Origin of the sequence: Postechiella marina (genome assembly GCF_039538365.1) — a bacterium.
Classification (GTDB): Bacteria; Bacteroidota; Bacteroidia; order Flavobacteriales; family Flavobacteriaceae; genus Postechiella; species Postechiella marina.
Genome location: NZ_BAABCA010000002.1, coordinates 442,198 through 459,786, shown reverse-complemented (window position 1 = coordinate 459,786; position 17,589 = coordinate 442,198). Strand labels below are relative to the sequence as shown.

17 protein-coding genes, 1 tRNA gene and 1 pseudogene are annotated in these 17,589 nt (G+C 31.9%); 8 read left to right on the top strand and 11 right to left on the bottom strand.

The window, feature by feature from the left end; all coding sequences use genetic code 11:
- The first annotated feature begins 53 nt into the window (after positions 1-53).
- A complete protein-coding gene (locus tag ABD715_RS05810) occupies positions 54-719 on the top strand; it encodes an SCO family protein (protein ID WP_344787172.1) in 666 nt (221 codons plus the stop codon).
- 95 nt (positions 720-814) lie between these two features.
- Here the strand turns inward: ABD715_RS05810 and bioA are convergent, their stop codons facing one another.
- The 4 genes from bioA to ABD715_RS05790 are packed head-to-tail and all read right to left on the bottom strand — an operon-like array spanning position 815 to position 4,301.
- Positions 815-2,080 carry an adenosylmethionine--8-amino-7-oxononanoate transaminase gene (gene bioA / locus ABD715_RS05805; RefSeq protein ID WP_344787171.1) on the bottom strand — a complete coding sequence of 422 codons (1,266 nt, stop codon included), beginning with the start codon at positions 2,078-2,080 and terminating at the stop codon, positions 815-817.
- A gap of 42 nt (positions 2,081-2,122) precedes the next feature.
- Positions 2,123-2,731, bottom strand: a complete 609-nt coding sequence (bioD, locus tag ABD715_RS05800) for a dethiobiotin synthase (protein ID WP_344787170.1) — start codon at positions 2,729-2,731, stop codon at positions 2,123-2,125.
- The gene (locus ABD715_RS05795) at positions 2,728-3,141 is read right to left on the bottom strand and encodes a putative signal transducing protein (RefSeq protein ID WP_344787169.1); all 414 of its coding nucleotides are present in this window, start codon (positions 3,139-3,141) and stop codon (positions 2,728-2,730) included. Before ABD715_RS05795 ends, bioD begins: the two co-directional genes overlap by 4 nt.
- Positions 3,138-4,301: an aminotransferase class I/II-fold pyridoxal phosphate-dependent enzyme gene (locus tag ABD715_RS05790; RefSeq protein WP_344787168.1), complete on the bottom strand. Its 1,164-nt coding sequence runs from the start codon at positions 4,299-4,301 to the stop codon at positions 3,138-3,140. The genes ABD715_RS05795 and ABD715_RS05790 overlap by 4 nt, the downstream gene beginning before the upstream one ends.
- Before the next feature lie 118 nt (positions 4,302-4,419).
- On the opposite strand from ABD715_RS05790, the gene ABD715_RS05785 reads away from it, so the two are divergent.
- The 7 genes from ABD715_RS05785 to ABD715_RS05755 all read left to right on the top strand — a co-directional run bounded on the left by ABD715_RS05785 (position 4,420) and on the right by ABD715_RS05755 (position 13,098).
- Entirely contained in the window at positions 4,420-4,929 is a 510-nt protein-coding gene (locus tag ABD715_RS05785; RefSeq protein ID WP_344787167.1) for a DUF2975 domain-containing protein, read from the top strand.
- Positions 4,930-4,932: 3 nt separating this feature from the next.
- The gene (locus tag ABD715_RS05780; RefSeq protein ID WP_344787166.1) at positions 4,933-5,145 is read left to right on the top strand and encodes a helix-turn-helix domain-containing protein; all 213 of its coding nucleotides are present in this window, start codon (positions 4,933-4,935) and stop codon (positions 5,143-5,145) included.
- 45 nt (positions 5,146-5,190) lie between these two features.
- Positions 5,191-5,640: a DUF3157 family protein gene (locus tag ABD715_RS05775; RefSeq protein WP_344787165.1), complete on the top strand. Its 450-nt coding sequence runs from the start codon at positions 5,191-5,193 to the stop codon at positions 5,638-5,640.
- Positions 5,641-6,157: 517 nt separating this feature from the next.
- Positions 6,158-6,769, top strand: a complete 612-nt coding sequence (locus ABD715_RS05770) for an RNA polymerase sigma factor (protein WP_344787164.1) — start codon at positions 6,158-6,160, stop codon at positions 6,767-6,769.
- Positions 6,770-6,868: 99 nt separating this feature from the next.
- A complete protein-coding gene (locus ABD715_RS05765; protein WP_344787163.1) occupies positions 6,869-7,966 on the top strand; it encodes a FecR family protein in 1,098 nt (365 codons plus the stop codon).
- A 179-nt stretch (positions 7,967-8,145) separates the two neighbouring features.
- Positions 8,146-11,535 (top strand): TonB-dependent receptor, encoded by a 3,390-nt coding sequence (locus ABD715_RS05760; protein WP_344787162.1) that lies wholly within the window; start codon positions 8,146-8,148, stop codon positions 11,533-11,535.
- Positions 11,536-11,556: 21 nt separating this feature from the next.
- Positions 11,557-13,098 (top strand): RagB/SusD family nutrient uptake outer membrane protein, encoded by a 1,542-nt coding sequence (locus ABD715_RS05755; protein ID WP_344787161.1) that lies wholly within the window; start codon positions 11,557-11,559, stop codon positions 13,096-13,098.
- A 62-nt stretch (positions 13,099-13,160) separates the two neighbouring features.
- Here ABD715_RS05755 and ABD715_RS05750 read toward each other — a convergent pair.
- From ABD715_RS05750 to ABD715_RS05720, 7 genes and pseudogenes are all read right to left on the bottom strand, one after another.
- A tRNA-Ala gene (locus tag ABD715_RS05750) sits at positions 13,161-13,234 on the bottom strand.
- A 16-nt stretch (positions 13,235-13,250) separates the two neighbouring features.
- Positions 13,251-13,718 (bottom strand): RidA family protein, encoded by a 468-nt coding sequence (locus tag ABD715_RS05745; protein ID WP_344787160.1) that lies wholly within the window; start codon positions 13,716-13,718, stop codon positions 13,251-13,253.
- 9 nt (positions 13,719-13,727) lie between these two features.
- Positions 13,728-14,180 (bottom strand): hypothetical protein, encoded by a 453-nt coding sequence (locus tag ABD715_RS05740; RefSeq protein ID WP_344787159.1) that lies wholly within the window; start codon positions 14,178-14,180, stop codon positions 13,728-13,730.
- Positions 14,181-14,307: 127 nt separating this feature from the next.
- Positions 14,308-14,574: pseudogene (locus ABD715_RS05735) on the bottom strand (GNAT family N-acetyltransferase); the annotation flags it as partial.
- A gap of 90 nt (positions 14,575-14,664) precedes the next feature.
- Entirely contained in the window at positions 14,665-15,027 is a 363-nt protein-coding gene (locus tag ABD715_RS05730; RefSeq protein ID WP_344787158.1) for a hypothetical protein, read from the bottom strand.
- Positions 15,028-15,034: 7 nt separating this feature from the next.
- Positions 15,035-15,391 (bottom strand): DUF6686 family protein, encoded by a 357-nt coding sequence (locus ABD715_RS05725; protein WP_344787157.1) that lies wholly within the window; start codon positions 15,389-15,391, stop codon positions 15,035-15,037.
- Positions 15,392-15,400: 9 nt separating this feature from the next.
- Positions 15,401-17,587, bottom strand: coding sequence for a PepSY domain-containing protein (locus ABD715_RS05720; protein WP_344787156.1), 2,187 nt, complete (start codon positions 17,585-17,587; stop codon positions 15,401-15,403).
- Between the last annotated feature and the right edge of the window lie 2 nt (positions 17,588-17,589).

The following is a 17,589-nucleotide window of genomic DNA, read 5'->3' as shown; positions in this document are numbered from 1 at the left end:
AAAGTTTTTAGGAAATTATTTTCATTGTATTTTTGTTTAAATATTAGTTGTACATGTTATCTTATTTTAAGGATTATAAAATTTTTGCAATTGTTTTTGCAGTTATTTCGGTTATTATAGTTTCACTTATTTACAATACTTTAAATGTATATCAGCCTTTGCCTGTTTACCAACCTGCTATGGTTAGTACAGAGTTGGTAGATAGTACAATTCAATACAAAAAAAAGTATCATAAAATAGCAGATTTTAGTTTGACTAACCAAAACGGAAAAACGGTTACTCAAAATGATTATAAAGATAAAATTTACGTTGCCGATTTCTTTTTTACTACCTGCCAAACCATTTGCCCAATAATGACAAACCATATGGCAGAGATACAAAAGGAAATTTTAAATGATGATGAGGTCATGTTGCTTTCGCATTCTGTAACTCCCAAAATAGACTCGGTAGAGCAATTAAAGCGTTATGCTATTAAAAAGGGTGTGAATGATGAAAAATGGAATTTGGTTACTGGTGATAAAAAAGAGATTTATGCTTTAGCTAGAAAAAGCTATTTGGCGGTTAAAGATAATGGTGATGGAGGACCGTTTGATATGGTGCATACAGAAAACTTTATGCTTATTGATAAAAAACGACAGATAAGGGGTTTTTACGATGGTACTAATGCTAACGATATTGATAAGCTACTTGCTGATATTGAAATTTTAAAACAAGAATAAGTATTGTTTATTTGCGTTAGGGATTGAACGGTGTGTTTGAGCTCCCCGACAACGGAGGGAGCGAGTAGTGAAAGCCCGACCCTTGTGGTAACGCCCTAAATAATGTTTAAGGCGTTTTCTATTACTTTATATATTTTTTCTAGTTGTTTGTCTGTTATTACGTATGCAGATTGAATGTAGATGGTACTGCCTAACGGGCGTAGAAAAATACCGCTAGTCATAAAAAAGTTTAATAATTTATCGCGCAGGTTACCGTAGCGTTCCATTTCTATATTTAAATCGAGAGCAAAAATAACTCCGGTTTGTCTTATTGATTTTACTTTGGGGTGTTGCTTAATATGGTTTCCAAATTTTTGATGCGAAGCAATAACACGTTTTATATTGTTTTGAATTTCTGTAGATTGAAGTAGCTCTAGACTCGCCAGTGCAGCTGTACAAGCTAATGGATTGGCAGAGTAGGTGTGGGCATGAAAAAGACCTTTGCCCATATTATCGCTATAAAATGCATTGTAAATATTTTGTGTGCAGGTTGTAATGGCCATAGGCATTAGGCCTCCTGTTAGGGCTTTGCTTAAACACATAACGTCTGGTTTGGTGTCTAGGTGTAGCGAGGCAAAATGTTTACCGGTTTTGCCAAAACCCGTCATAACCTCGTCTGCAATGGTAATAATATGGTGTGTTTTGCAAAATTGTAATATTTGGTTTAAACCTTGGGCATTATGCATTTTCATGGCTGCTGCGCCTTGTACAAGGGGCTCGTAAACAAATCCTGCTATTTTATTTTTACTTATTATGGTTTCTAATCGATTTATAATGTCTAGATGGTTTTTACCGTTTGGTACAGGAATACGTTTTACATCTATAAAAAAATCTTCGAAAGGACCATTATAAACCGATAGGCTAGATACACTCATGGCACCGAAGGTATCGCCATGAAATCCGTCTTCGAAAGCTATTAATGTGTTGCGCTTTTCGCCTTGATTAAAATGATATTGTAAAGCCATTTTAATTCCAATTTCTACAGCGGTCGATCCGTTATCGCTAAAAAAGATTTTATTTTGGTTTTCTGGTAAAATTTTAATGAGCTCTTCTGATAGTTTTATAGCGGGCTCGTGGGTAAAACCACTAAATACTATTTGATCTAGTTGTTGCATTTGCGTGGCAACACGATTAGTAATATAATTGTTGCAATGCCCATACATGCTGGTGTACCACGAGGCTATGGCATCTATATATTCGTTGCCATCTTCGTCTGTTAATATGCAGCCTTTGGCTTTGGTAATAGCAATGGTTTCTGGGTGTAATTTATGTTGGGTTAGCGGGTGCCAAATGTGGCTTTTGTCGCGTTGATTTAGTTTCATAAAGCTTATGCTTTGTTTGTGGGTTCTTGCTTTTGTGTGGTTTTATAATTTACTTTTTAGGGTTTCGGCATATTCTTTAACCACATTTTTATCGAAATAAGGCTCTTCGTCTATACGCCCAAGTATAGGTACTTGGGTCATGTTTTTAATAATGCTTTCTGTGGTTTTATGCGCGTTACCACTAAATAGTATAGAAACGTTAAACCCTTTTTCTTTTAGTAAATTAACGGTAAGTAAAGTGTGGTTTATACTGCCTAAATAATGTCTAGATACTACAATAACCTTATAATTGGGTTTAATAATGTTTAAAATAGTATGGGTATTATTTAATGGTACAAGTAAACCGCCAGCGCCTTCTATTACTAAGTTGTTAGTGGTTTTTGGTGGAGTTATTTTATGTAATTCTATTTTAACACCATCTATATTGGCAGCAGCATGCGGACTCATAGGTGTTTTTAAAGCATAGCTATTTGGGTGGAATTTTGTTTTTGTGTTGGATATTAGGTTTTTAACCTTTTTAGTGTCGCAATTATCTAGCTCGCCTGCTTGTACGGGTTTCCAATAATCGGCCTCTAAGGCTTCTGTAACTATTGCTGATGCTATTGTTTTACCAACTTCGGTAGATATTCCTGTAATAAAGTATGTGTTCATTTTAAATCGAATTCGGTGTTACATGCTTCACATCTGTATTTATGTTTAGTGTAAAATGGAAGTGAAGAAAATAGAACGCCAAAAATAAACCAGAATAATGATTTAGCGTCTTTTATTGTAGAAAATAATTCTATGTTTTTGCTATTGCATTTTGGGCAATTTATGGTGTTGCCATTGTTGTCTACAGAATATTTTTTTATAGATTCTAGAATATGTTGCGCTTTTAAGGCATCTTGAGCTAAAACCTTAAGTTTTACACCTCCAATGGCGTGACTTACTAGTGGGTCTGTATCTATTGTTATATTATCTGAAAGAAAAACTTGAATGCCCTCTGCTTCTAAACGCCCTTTTATAATTTGTGCTTCGGTAGAGTATTGAAATCTTGCTATGGTTTTAAACGTATTACTCATTTGCTTAGTAGTTTAGCAAGTAGTTTTAAAACGTTAGATATGTCTTCTTTTAAATTATAACTATGCAAACAAAACCTTAAACGTTCTTGGTTTTTTGGTACAGTTGGAGATAGAATGGGTTTTACGTTAAATTGATGATTTTTAAGTTTTTCTGCAATTAACTTTACTTTTTTGTTGCCAGAGATAATGCAACAATGGATGGACGAGTTGCTTTCTATAAAAATATGTTCTAAGTGATTTTTTTTAATTTCTTCTTTAAAAAAATTAATGTTTTTTTTAAGTTTTTGCGTTGCTGTGTCTGCTTTTAAATTTGACGTTTTAAGCTGCTTGTATGCCCATTTAATGGTGGCTAAACTATGTGGCGATAGGGCTGTAGTGTATATAAAACTACGAGAAAAATTAACTAAATATTGTTTTAAAATATTAGACCCTAATATAGCAGCACCATGGCAACCCATAGCTTTGCCAAAGGTAATAATACGTGCAAAAACAGATTGTTCTAATTTTAGATGTTGAATTAATCCGTTGCCTTGTTTGCCAAAAACGCCAACAGCATGGGCCTCGTCTACAATAAAAAGTGCTTCGTGTTTTTTACATATTTGAGACATCGTTGTTAAATCTGGCGAATCGCCATCCATGGAAAAAACAGATTCTGTAACTATATAAATGGTGGTGTCTTCTGAATTTTTACTGCGTTCTGCTTCGCATTTTTTTTCTAAATCTATTAGGTCGTTATGTTTAAATTTGTAGGCTTTAGCGTTGCTCATAGCAATACCATCGCGAATAGAAGCATGTATGTATTCGTCGTATAAAATAATATCTCCACGTTGTGGAACAGACGAAAAGAAGCCTATATTGGCATCGTAACCAGAATTAAAAATTAGAGAAGCATCGCTGTTATGAAACTTGCAAATTTTGTTTTCTACAACATGATATAAATTATGATTTCCAGAAAGCAAGCGCGAGCCTGTAGCGCCATTTTTAAAAATATTGTTAGCTTTTAAATACGCGTGTGTGTTGTTAAATATAATTTTAGAAGAAGAAAAACCCAAATAATCGTTGGATGAAAAGTCGATTAAATCGTTTTGATCACCTAATTGTCGTAAGGCATTAGTTGTTATTCTGTCGTCTATTTTTTTTTTAAGTTTTTCGGGAAACATAATATCAAAGATACAAAGAGCCTATAGCATAATAAAATATCTTTTCTTTAAATTATTATTGTTTATCGATAATTTTTATATATTTGTTATCGTTAAACAATAATTAAATTATTTTAAGATGAAAATGTTTGGAACAAAATCTTTATCCAGTTATTTATTTACATTAAGTCGGGTTGTTTCTGTTTTAATATTGCTTTTGGCTCTATTTATTATCATTTCAATTTTAACCAATAATATGGCTTTGTTAGATGGTAGGTTTGCCATCGCTCTTCCTGTATCTAACATGGAAATTAAGGCAAATTATAACTTAAAAACTATTTTTACAATAAGTAGCACGCTTGTTTTTTATGCTGGTTATATTTATTTATTGTCTTTAATTTTTAAAACTTTTAAAGCCGAAAAACTTTTTACTAAAACTGCTGTTAAGTATTTAAAATATTTTACTGTTTTAAACCTAATTGTATTTCCATTTTCTTATTTGTTTATTCGCTTTGTGGTTATGGGTGGTGTTAAAATAAATATTCCGTTTATTGTATTGCACGTTTTAGTGGGGGTTTTATCTGCATTTTTAATAGCTTTATTTAATAACGGTTACAGTGTGCAAAAAGAAAACGATTTAACAATATAGCCCATGTCAATAATTGTAAATTTAGATGTTATGCTAGCTAAGCGACAAATGAAAAGTAAAGAATTAGCGCAGCTTATTGGTATAACTACAGCTAATCTTTCTATATTAAAATCGGGAAAAGCAAAAGCTATTCGTTTTTCTACTTTAGACGCTATTTGTAAAGCTTTAGAGTGTCAACCTTCAGATATTTTAGAATATGTTGAAGATTCACTTTAATAATTAATCTGTACTTTTGAAATATTAAAAATCTATTGCTCTATTATGAAATTGCCATCTTTTATTCTTGTGTTTTTTGTTTCTTTTTTAAGTTTTTCTCAAAACAATCATATTGTAAAAACAGAAGATGGTAGGCGTGTTTTGCTTAAAGCAGATTATACTTGGCAATATATAGATAAAGGAGACCCAACAGTAGACTCTTCTATTAAAGAAGCTATAAAAACCATAGAAGAAAATACCTGTAATACCGAAAATGGTTTTCTAGAACCTAAGTTAGATAGTAAAATACAAGCAAAATTAAAACGAGGTCGATCTACTATAAGCCATGTCAAAAAAAAGGTAGCTAAAGATAGTGATTGTAATGTGTCTGATGTTTTACTTATAGATTTTACAGAGCAAAAAGAAAAAGCGGTTTATCACTTTTGCGTTCGTGGTAAAAAGGTAACGTATAAGCGTATTGGTAATTCTATTATTAAGGCACCTAAGCTTTTTTAAACTTTGTAAGTATATGCTAGGTTTAGCTTAAAATTTGTACTTAAAGCTAATTTGTCTTTTTTGCCAAAAAGTTTTGCATCAAAAATAAAACCTATTTAAAGCTATGCTTGTAGCATGTAGTGTGTTTTGTTGTAGCATAAAGAAGATAACTATATTTCTGTTAGTTCTTTAATATTGTAATGCTTGCTTTTAATTGTGGGGTTTTCCATTTTGAATTAATTTTTATAAAAACTATTAATTAAATGAAGGTGAAAAAAATGAGTTCTTAACAATTAGTTGGTGTAACTTGCCTTAGTTAAAAAGCAAAAGAGTTGTTGTTTTTATTTTGTTATTTTGATGGTTATTGGTGTTAATTTTTTGTGTTTTCTAGGTTAGTAATTAATATTATTACCATATTCATAATTTAATATTCTTTTTGAAATAAGAAAGTAATTAATAATTTCTAATTTTTTATTCTAAATTAGTAGCACTTTTTAATTTAATTTCTCGAAAAATATAGCTTAATATTAAGTAATTAATGGAGGTAGCTAATAAAATACATGATAAAGAACTGGTTATTTGGTCTGAAATAAGACAAGGTAATATAACGTCTCTTGGTGTGCTTTATGATTTGTATATAGATTCTTTAATTGCTTATGGTATTAAAATTAGTGGAGATAAAAATTACACTATGGATTGTATTCACGATCTTTTTGTCGATTTATATAAATACAAAAATAAATTAGCCAAAACAGATAATGTGAAGTTTTACTTATTTTCTGCTTTAAAAAGAAAGATTAATAAAAAATATAAAACCAAAGAAATTCGATTGAATAAAAGCGAATTTAGTGCTGCTATTATTTCAAAAAATAATCACGAAAAATCTTTCGAAGACGATTTGGTAGAAAAAGAACTTTACCAAGAAAAAGTTATTAAATTAAATACTTTATTAGGGCAATTAACAGAAAAACAGCGAAAAGGTTTAAAACTAAGATTTGAAGAAGACAGGTCTTACGAAGACATTGCTTTAGCATTAAATATATCTGTGTCTTCAGCCAGAACAAGTATTTATAGAGCAATAAAAACACTACGAAATCATCCTGTTACACTAGCCACGCTCTTCGTTTTGCAATTTTTATTAAAAAAATAAAAAAACTTGTCTATAAATTAACAAGTAAATGCTTTATAGCATAGAGGGCGTTAACTAAACTATACTTTTTACTCAAAAATTTAACGTACAAACAAAAAGATGAACCAAGATTTAAACAGAAATCCTGACAATAATTCTGTGACAGAATTAGAGAAAAAACTTTTAAAAAAGTCTATTCTCAATTCAATAAAAGCATATAAGGCTAAAAGGCGTTTACGGTATTTTTCTCTAACAGCAGCAGCAACAATAGTTGTTGCCTTAGGAGTTTTTACTTTTTTTAAAGTGTACAAAAATGCTCCAGAAATATCCAACTTTGTTAACACTGCCGATATAAAAGAATTAAAAAATTCTGACAAAGTAAAATTGGTGTTGCAAGAAGGCGATGATATTAAAATTGAAGGGGAAAACACGTCAATTTCTTATTCAACACAGGGTTCTAAAGTAGATATCGGAGATGCTAAAACACTAACGCAAGACACTAAAGTTAAAAATAAAGTAAAGTTTAATACCTTAATTGTGCCATACGGAAAACGTTCTGCGTTAACCTTGTCAGACGGTAGTAAGGTATGGTTAAATTCAGGCTCTAAGTTTGTATACCCAGTTAATTTTTCTGAAGATGATAAAAGAATTGTTTATTTAGTTGAAGGCGAAGCTGCTTTTGATGTGGCGCACAATGCAGAAAAACCATTTATTATGATGACAGAACATCAGGAAATAGAGGTTTTAGGTACGGTATTTAATGTAAGTAACTACTCTGACGATACCAACAACTTTGTGGTGCTTAAAAGCGGAAGCGTACAGGTGTCTTACCCAGAAGAAGATGCAAACCTTTTACAAGAAAAGAAAAAGCTTGTTATTACACCAGGGCGTATGGCTAACATTAATAAAGAAACAAAAAAAGTTACCTCAAGAAGGGTTAATACAGATCATTATTTTTCTTGGCAAAAAGGCATTTTAATATTCGAAAACAGTGAGCTTAATTATATTGTTAGAAAACTTTCTAGGTATTATAATATTCCAATTAAAATAGAAGACGAAGCACTTAAAAAACAAACATTTTCTGGGTCTTTAGACTTAAAAGATAGTGTAGAAAAGGTTATTGAAACAATTATAGAAGCAGGCGTTACAGCAAAATTAAATTACGAAAAAACTAATGATAACTTAATATTAATTAACCAAACTAAAGAAAATATATGAGATAAAAATTATTTAAAAAAAACCAGAAGATGCGCCAACACCTTCCGGTAGATAGATTGCAAAATTATTGCATTAAACAACAAAATTACAAACCAACAAAAAACTAAATTATGAATAAAATCTTTATCAGTCCTCAAAAGGGGCCGAAAAAGACGCTAACTAGCGTCGTTTTAACAATTATGAGAGTTTTTATATTTTTTATATTAATTGGCTTAAGTTCTGTCTATGCCAACTCTACTTATTCTCAAGTAAAAATTGATATTAATGTTAAAAATGTTAGTATTAAAGAGCTTTTTAAAGAAATTCAAAAGAAAAGCGAATACATTTTTTTCTACAAAGATGACGTTATAGATAAAAGAGCTAGAGTATCTATAAAATTAGAAGGAGCTGTACTTTCTGAAATCCTAAATAAATCGTTAAATAATATTGGCTTAGATTATACAATATTAGATAGGCAAGTTGTAATTAAAACCAAAACAAACGTTGTTAGTTTAGAAACTAATACGGTAGTAAAACAGCAAAAGTTTTCGGTTTCTGGTGTTATTAAAGATAATAACGGTACACCTTTGCCAGGAGCTTCTGTAATAGAGAAAGGTACGTCTAACGGATCGCAAACAGATTTTGATGGTAATTTTGAGCTAGATGTAGAGTCTGCAAACGCAATTTTAGAAATATCGTTTATAGGTTTTACAACTAAAGACGTTTCTTTAAACGGTCAATCTACAATAACGGTACAATTAGAAGAAGATACAGCTAAGTTAGACGAGGTTATTGTAGTAGGTTATGGTAAGCAAAAAGTTGCCAACTTAACAGGAGCAGTATCTATGGTGTCTAGCGAAGTTATAGAAAACAGACCTGTTCAAAATGCAACTCAGGCATTACAAGGGCAAATTCCAGGCCTTATAATTGGCCAGTCTAACGGTATTCCTGGTGGCGAAAGCCTTAATGTTACCATTCGCGGACTTAACTCTTTTGGAAGTAATAATTCGCCATTGGTTTTAATAGATGGTGTAGAGGGAAATATTGGAGATTTAGATCCAAGTGTTATTAAATCTGTTAATGTTTTAAAAGACGCTTCGTCTGCAGCTATTTATGGTTTAAAAGCAGCCAATGGTGTTATTTTAGTGCAAACAAAAGCAGGAGGAAAAGAAGGCATGCAGGTTACTTACGATGGCAGTTTCCAGATGAGTAATCCTACTATGCTTCCAAAAATGATTACCAATTCTGTAGATTTTATGAGCTTGTATAACAATTCATTAGTTAATTCTGCTGGCTCTGCAACAGGTGGGTATCCGCAAGAAGTTATAGACGCTTATCGTAATGGGCAAGGTAATCCGTTGTTTCCTAATACCGATTGGACAGATTTAGTTTTAAGAACCGGAACTGTAAAAAGAAACACCGTAGGTCTTAATGGTACTTCTGGAAAAACATCTTATAACCTATCTGTTAGTAGTTGGAATCAAGATGGAATGATAGAAAATTCAGATTATAACAAATACAATTTCTTCTTAAATTTTAAAACTGAAATAAAAGACGATATTGTAGTGGGAGGTACTCTTACTGGTTTAACATCAGATAGAAAAGGACCAAATAATGATGCAGGAAGTCCATTACTACAAACATGGTGGGTGCGTCCAACTTGGGGGCCTTATACTCTAGATGGAACAGGACATTATGCAGCAAAAGCATTTTCGGGTTCTGCAAACGATCCTGACGGACTTATTTTTGACGAAGGTTTTACGCGAGAAAATCCATTGGTAAAATTATATGGGCAAAACGGAACTAGCGACGAAAAATATAATTTTAATGGTAACCTATTTACAAGCATTAAATTACTAGACGGACTTGTTTTTGATGCTAAAGGCGCGTATAAATTCGATTATTTTAGATCTAAAAATCAAGTGTTACAGCAAGACGAGTATAACTTTCGTACTGGAGAATATAATCGTACAACTCGTGATGCTCCAAAAATTGAAGTTGGTAATGAGTTTTCTAAGGTAACTACTTTTTACTCTACTTTAACATACAATAAAGCTATCGAAAATCATGACTTTAAGTTAATGGTTGGTTATAGTCAAGAGTCTAGAAAAAGAGAGTGGACAAACTCTACTAGGTTTGGTATAACAAGTAGATCGCTTACAGAGTTAGATGGCGCAGGAACAGCAAACCAGCTTACTTCAGGATCTACTACAGAAAGTAGTATACAAAGTGGTTTTTCTCGTTTTAATTACTCTTATAAAGATAAATATATTTTCGAAGGAAATGTGCGTACCGATGTAAGTAGTAGGTTTGCAGAGGGTAATCGTGTAGGAGTTTTTCCTTCTTTTTCTGCGGGATGGCGTTTAGAAAAAGAACCTTTTTTAGAAGAAGTAGATTTTATACGACAGTTAAAACTACGTGCTTCTTGGGGGCAACTTGGTAATGATGGTAGTAACGACTATCCATACCAATCGCGCTATGCTTTTGGTAACTATGATGCGGGCAATTATCTTGCAACCAGAAATTCTGGAGCACACGGTTATCCGTTTGGGGCATCTATTTCTCCTGGTGTTGTTTTAGAAAATTTTACAAATGCAGATATTACTTGGGAAACTACAACAATTACAGATATAGGACTTGATTTTACTTCAAAAAACGGTTCGTTTTTTGGTAATGTAGATTATTATCAAAAAGTAACTTCAGATATTTTACGTCAGTTACAAGTATCTGTAGAGTCTGGAGCTGGTGGTCCGCAAGTAAACCAAGGTGAGATGAAAAATACAGGATGGGATATTGTTATTGGTCATCGTAAAACACTTGGCGATTTTAGTTATAAAATTAGTAGTAATATTTCGTGGTATAAAAACGAATTGGTAAAATATGGAGCTGCAGAGATAGGTACAACGACTATTAATGAAGAAGGTTATGCTTTAAACGACTTTTATATGTGGGAAGCAGATGGGTATTTTAATACACAAGAAGATATCGATAATGCGCCAGATCAGCCATTAACGCCATATTTAGGAGGTATTCGTCTTAAAAACCAAAACCCAGAAGAAGATAATGTGGTAGATCAAAACGATCGTATTCATATAGATGGGCAACATCCAGATTTTATGTATGGAGCTAACATTTCGGCAAAATATAAAAACATAGAGGTTAGTACTTTTTGGCAAGGTGTGGCAGGGCAAAAATCGTATCGTTCATCTCACGGTGTAGAGCCTTTTAATCAAGATGGAAATGCGCCATCTGTTTGGTTAAACAATTCTTGGACAGCAGATAATACTAATGCAGCTTTACCTGCAGTTTACAACGAGTCGCTTAGTGATTACGGAGCAGGAAAATACACGAACTCTTTTTGGTTAATGAATACGTCTTATTTTAGAATGAAAAACATTACTGTTAGTTACACTATTCCTAATCAATTTACAGAAAAACTGAAGCTTAAAAAGGCGATGGTTTATTTCTCTGGAGACAATATTTTAACACTTACAGGTGATAACCTGTTTGATATTGATCCAGAAATTCTAACCTCATACACTTATCCTATTTCTAAGTCGTATACGTTTGGTGTTAAAATCACTTTATAATCCATTTAAATCTTTAGAAAAATGAACACAAAATATATTTATAAAGTCTTATTATTAACGTTTGCCATAGCTTTAACAAGTTGTAGCGACGAGTTTTTAGATAAACAACCTGGAGATGCTATTTCTAGCGGAACCTTTTGGAAAACAGAAGGAGATGCACAAATGGCGCTTACTGGTGTGTATAGTAATTTACAAACAAACTTTTATTCTACTTTAACGCTTAGTAAGTGGAACGGAGGGCCTAGTATACAGCAAGGTTGGGATGAATTAACAGATAATATGTACGGAGCCAGAGATAATGGTTTTCGGGATATTTTAAGAGGAATTTTAAACCCAGACGGCGACTCTAAAAGAGCAATAAAAGCACTGTATGGAGTAAGCTATGTAGGAATAAATGGTTGTAATGAATTTTTAGATAAAGTTGATAATGTATCGGCTAGCGAAAGTTTAATAAACCAATGGAAAGGTGAAGCGTTGTTTATTCGTTCGTATTTTTACTATTATTTGGCAACTACTTATGGCGATGTGCCTTTAAGGTTAGAGGCTAGTACGGTAGAAAATCAGCATACAGCAAAAAGTACTCAGGAGGAGATTTTTGCTCAAATTTTAACAGACTTAGATACAGCTATTGGTTTTCTGCCTTCTGGAGCTTACAACGGGCATGTTAAAAAAGAAGCTGCTTTGGCTTTAAAGGCTAAAGTTTTACTTTATACTAAAGATTATCCTAACGCAGCAATAGCAGCAAAAGCAGTAATAGATGGCGGTATGCATTCTTTATCTGCTAAATACGACGATTTGTTTTTAGAAGCTAGTCAAGATGATAATGAAGAAATTATTTTTTCTGTAAAGTTAACAGATACCCCAGGAGAAAGTGCTTTATGGTCTTCTCAAATAATGATTGGTTTTTGGGGTAATATGCACCCAACTACAGATCTTGTTAATACGTACGAGTGTATAGACGGATTACCTATTACATCCTCGCCACTATACGATCCTGCTAACCCTATGAATAATAGAGATCCGCGTTTAAGTGCTACTGTTTACCAAGGTGATTGGAATCCTTTAGTAGAAATTAAATCTGTAACAGGTTTTACTTTTATAAAAGGTATTAACCCAACGGTTATTAGTACGCTTACGCAGCCACTTAACGATGGTACAGACTTTGTTCATCTTAGATATGCAGATGTGTTGTTAATGTATGCCGAAGCTAAAATTGAAGCAGGAGACATAGATCAATCTGTTTTAGATGCAATAAACATGGTACGTGCTAGAGCTTACCAAGTAGATTATACAGATGTAGCAAACTACCCGAGTGTAACGTCTATGGATCAAACCACGTTACGTAACAAAGTACGAAATGAGCGTCGTGTAGAGTTTGTTTTAGAAAACTCGCGTTACTTCGATTTAAAACGTTGGGGATTAGCAGAGCAAATTCTTAATGGTTTTGATGGAGATCCTGTGTCAGAGCGTGTTTTCTTGCCTAAACATTATAAGTGGCCATTACCGCAAGATGCGTTAAACAAAAATCCAGAGTTAGAGCAAAACCCAGATTATATCAATTAAATATTGCATTAATGCAGACAAAAGGCAACTAAATTTTAGTTGCCTTTTTGTTTTAATACTTGTGGAGAAGATGGGATTCGAACCCACGACCTCTTGACTGCCAGTCAAGCGCTCTAGCCAACTGAGCTACATCCCCGTTTATTTTATAAACTTTATACTTCCTTTTTAATAGTAAGTGTAGCAGTTAGCCCAACACTAAAATTTCTTGGTAATTTTTCTACCCCAAAAATAGCTCTCGAGTGTTGGCCTTTTTCTTCCAATACTTTTACAAATAAATCTGAAGCGCCATTAGCAACAATTGGCGAGTCATCCCAATTTGCACCAGATTGAAAATAAATATCAATGTGATTAAGTCCAACAATTTTGTTAAATCCAACCTTGTTTTCTACTTGAGCCAAAACATTTAAGGCGCATAATTCCATTGCTTTGTAGCCTTGTTCGGTAGTTATTTCGTTACCTAATCGCCCTTGGTAAAAGTAGTCTCCATTTAAAATTGGAAATTGAATGGCGATGTATGCTATATTTTCTCGAATATTTACCGAAACATAACTTCCGCCAGGGGTTGATACTTCTGGAAGTTTAAGTCCTAGGTAATTAAGGTTTTCTTTTATATTTCCCATTTGTGTTTGTTATCTTTTTTCGGCGTATTTAAATATGTCAAAGTTTTTAGGAAACTCATTAGTTAACTCTAGTTTGTTAGACGTAATGGTGGGTTTTATTTTAATAACTTTAGTTTCGCTATCTATGTCTATTTCGTGTTCACTTCTCATGTTTACAAGATCGATATGTAAAGCTTTAAAAAAGTGTTTTCCTTTTTTAATGTTTATAATTATATATTCACTGGGTCTAATTTGTCCTAGAGCTTTATTGTCTAGCCAAATATTTAATCTGGCGGTATTGTCCATTTTGTGTAAAATATTTGCTCCATTATAAATTAAAACATTGCCATGGCCTAAATCATCTAATGTTACATTCTCTATGTTAGTTTTTATAAAAGAATATTCTGGCGTTATTGGTTTTAATGCACAAGAAGTTAAGAGTAAAAAACAAAATAAAGTGATGATGGTACTAAAGTTTCTCATTTTATAATTTGGCAGGGTTAGCTTAGGTGCGGGTTTAATTTTTTTTTTTGAAAAATAACCTAGTAAGTTTTCGCTTTGTTAGCATGCTAAACCAAATATAATATTTTGCCTTTATAAAATGTAAGCTTTAGTATTTTTTATTCATCTTAAATTCTAGAGATTTTTTAACGGTTTTCCATTCGCTATTTAAAATTGAAAATACAACAGTATCTCTTAAACAACCCGTTTTATCAATTTTATGATTTCTTAAAACCCCGTCTTGTTTAACTCCAAGTCTTAAAATAGCATTTCGAGATTGATTATTGTGTATATGGGTTCTAAACTCTACAGCAATGCACTCTAAATTTTCGAAGGCGTATTTAAGTAGTAGGTATTTACATTCTGTATTTACTCCTGTTCTTTGTGTAGATTTTGAATACTACGTTGTTCCAATTTCAAGTCTTTTAACGAGAATTTTAATCTAAAAAAATGTAGCGATTTTTTACTAATTATGTTTAACATTTTGTTTTTTTAAAATGCTGTTTAAGCCAAGCAGAAATAAAGTTTTAGTAATTAAATCTTGTATTTTTTTTAGTTCGCTAAATGTCATAGTAAAACTTATATGTGCATTTGGAGCTTCTAATAAAAACAAACTATAAATATCGTTATTTAATTTGCTGTGGTTGGCTTTTATTTTGCTAAACGTTTGCTCTATGTTTTTAGAAAATTGAATAAGCTCTTTTTGGGTAAGAAACAAGCCTGTATTTTTAAACACCAATTGTATTTTATTAAAATCTTTAGCAGCACAACGCTTCCATTTAAAAGCAATTCCTAGGTCGTTATAATAAATAGTGTTTATGTCTTCCATGGGGTTTTCAATTTAAAATAAACGCATAATCTATATCGCTAATATTTAAATTTGTATTAAACACATCTTTTTTTGTGCTAGTTAATAATATTTGCAATTCTCTTATTTCTTGGCGCTTAAACATTAAAACTAAATTTTGTTGCATAGATGGAATTGGTATTTTACGCTTTACTTTTGCCAATGCGTATTTGTGTTCCCAATAATCTATTTCAATATCAAGAATATAGGCTTTAAAGCGCTTAAATTCTTTTTTGCTAAACTCTAAATAAATGTTGTTAAATTCCAGATGGTAAATATGGCATTGTGTACAAATAGACAATTCGCCACTTTTTACTTTAGATATTATTTTTATATTGTTGCACATAGTTTCTATTTAATAACAATCTGTTTTTATTAAACTCATGTTTAGAGGAGTGTTTAATTTAGATTCTGAAATGGTATTAAGTGTTTTTAAAACACCTTTTTCCATGGCTACAGAACCACAAATCATTATAACACCTTTGTTTTTTAAAACACGAGAAATAAGGTCTTCCTTTTCTTCTAAGGTATTTTGGACGTATTTTTTCTCGCTTTCTTCTTTAGAAAAACTAATAAAAATTCCATTTAAGCTTTTGTTATAAAAAGCTTTGTCTATGTATTTAGAGTAAGTTTGGTAGGATTCTTTAGTGCGTCCACCCCAAAACAAATAATTTTTTGTGTTGTTGTGGTTTTTGTTATTAATCATGCCTAAAAAAGGAGCAATGCCTGTGCCATTGGCAATCATAACCACTTCTTTGGCTTTTTTTGGTAGATAAAAATCTTTATTTTTTTTTATTGAGGCAGTCATTATATCGTTTAATTTAAGGGTGTTTAAATAATTAGAGCATTTACCAAACTCGTGTTTTTTAATGCTAAGCAATATGTTGTTATTTACTTTAGCTATAGAGTATAAACGTTCTACAGGGTCGTTTTGGGGTAATATAGATAGTAAATCTCCAGAGGTAAATTTGATTTTTTTTTCGGGTTTAAATTCTATTAAAAATGAATGATCTGTATTTATTTTAGATTTATTAACAACTTTAAATAATTGTGAGTTTTTAGGTTGAGGTATTTTGGTTGGAGTATCTATTTTTAGCTTTAAGTTTTTACTTGCAGACCATAATTCGGCCCAATTTTTAAAAGCTTTAAACGATTGATTATTTATTTTATGAAGCGCTAAATTAGGTGTAAAATTTTGATGCTTTTGTAGTAAGGCATCAACCAAAACAGCGTATTTACAATAGGCTTTGTAGGCTAGCGACCCAAAGCCAAGAACAGTATACTGTAATGTGTTCTGTTGAGGGGTTTTAGTAATAAGTTTCTCGAAATTTGTTGCGTTTATTGGTGCTTCGCCATCTCCGTAAGTAGATGTAAATACAACTAAATGCTTCGCTTTTTTATAGTTTGAATAATTATTTAACTCTGATACAAAAACCGATTTGCCTTGCTGTATTAAAGCATTGTAAAACGTTTTTGCAAAACCAAAGGTGCTTCCAGATTCCGATCCTACTAAAATAATATACTCCGCATTATCTTTACTAAACTTATTGTTTATTTTAATACTATGCTTTTTACGATTTAACGTTATGGCAAAGCCCGAATAGATAAAAAATAAAATGGCAAAGCAAGTAACCAATAATACAAGAGACCAAAGTATAGAGCCTTGCCCAGTGTGTAAAACCATACTCCAGCTAGAAGCCAAAGCGACTAAACTTTCTTTTTTCTTACTTACTGTGTTTCCGCTGTATTGGTTTACGTAAAGTTCTTTGTCTTTTAGTTTTATAATAAAGTAATCTTCGGCATCAGTAGAAAAAGGGAACTCTATGTGTTTTATGTCTTTTAAAGTTGTGCTTTTAAATACATCAAAATTTAAGGTTTGTGTTGGTTTATCTGTATGGGTTTCGGTTAAAACATGTTTATTTTTATTTAATGGTAATAACGAAAATTTTTCTAAAGATAAATAGACTCCAGAAAGGGTTATAATTATTAAAGGTATTAGGGCATACTTACCAATTACGACATGAAAATACTGCTGGAAATCTTCTTTAATAACTTTCTTAAAAAAGTTTAAAATTCCGCCTTGGCGCTTCACAATTAAAATAATGCCTGTAACGACCATTAAAAAGAGTAAAAAGGAGACTAAACCAACAATAAATCTGCCAGTAGATTTTAAAAATAGCGAACGGTGTAAATTGGTAGCAAATTTAAAAATAGGGGCTTTTTCTATAACATTGCCTATTTTTTTTCCTGTAAAGGGGTTTATGTAAAAGGTTTGGTTTTTACCTTGTTTTGTAATAACCGATGCTTGTACAAAGCTATTTCTATCTATATTTATACTAATTATTTCGTCGTAGTTTGCTTTTAAATTATCTATTGTTTTTGCAACAGAAAGTGTTTGGGCATTTTTAACAGCGTATGGCTCTAGCTTATTCAAAATAGGCTCGAATGCTAAAATAATACCAGTTAAAGTAGCTAATAAAATAAAAATAGAAGAAGATATAGCTAGGGTTAGGTGGCTATATCTCCATATAGAAATAGTCATTT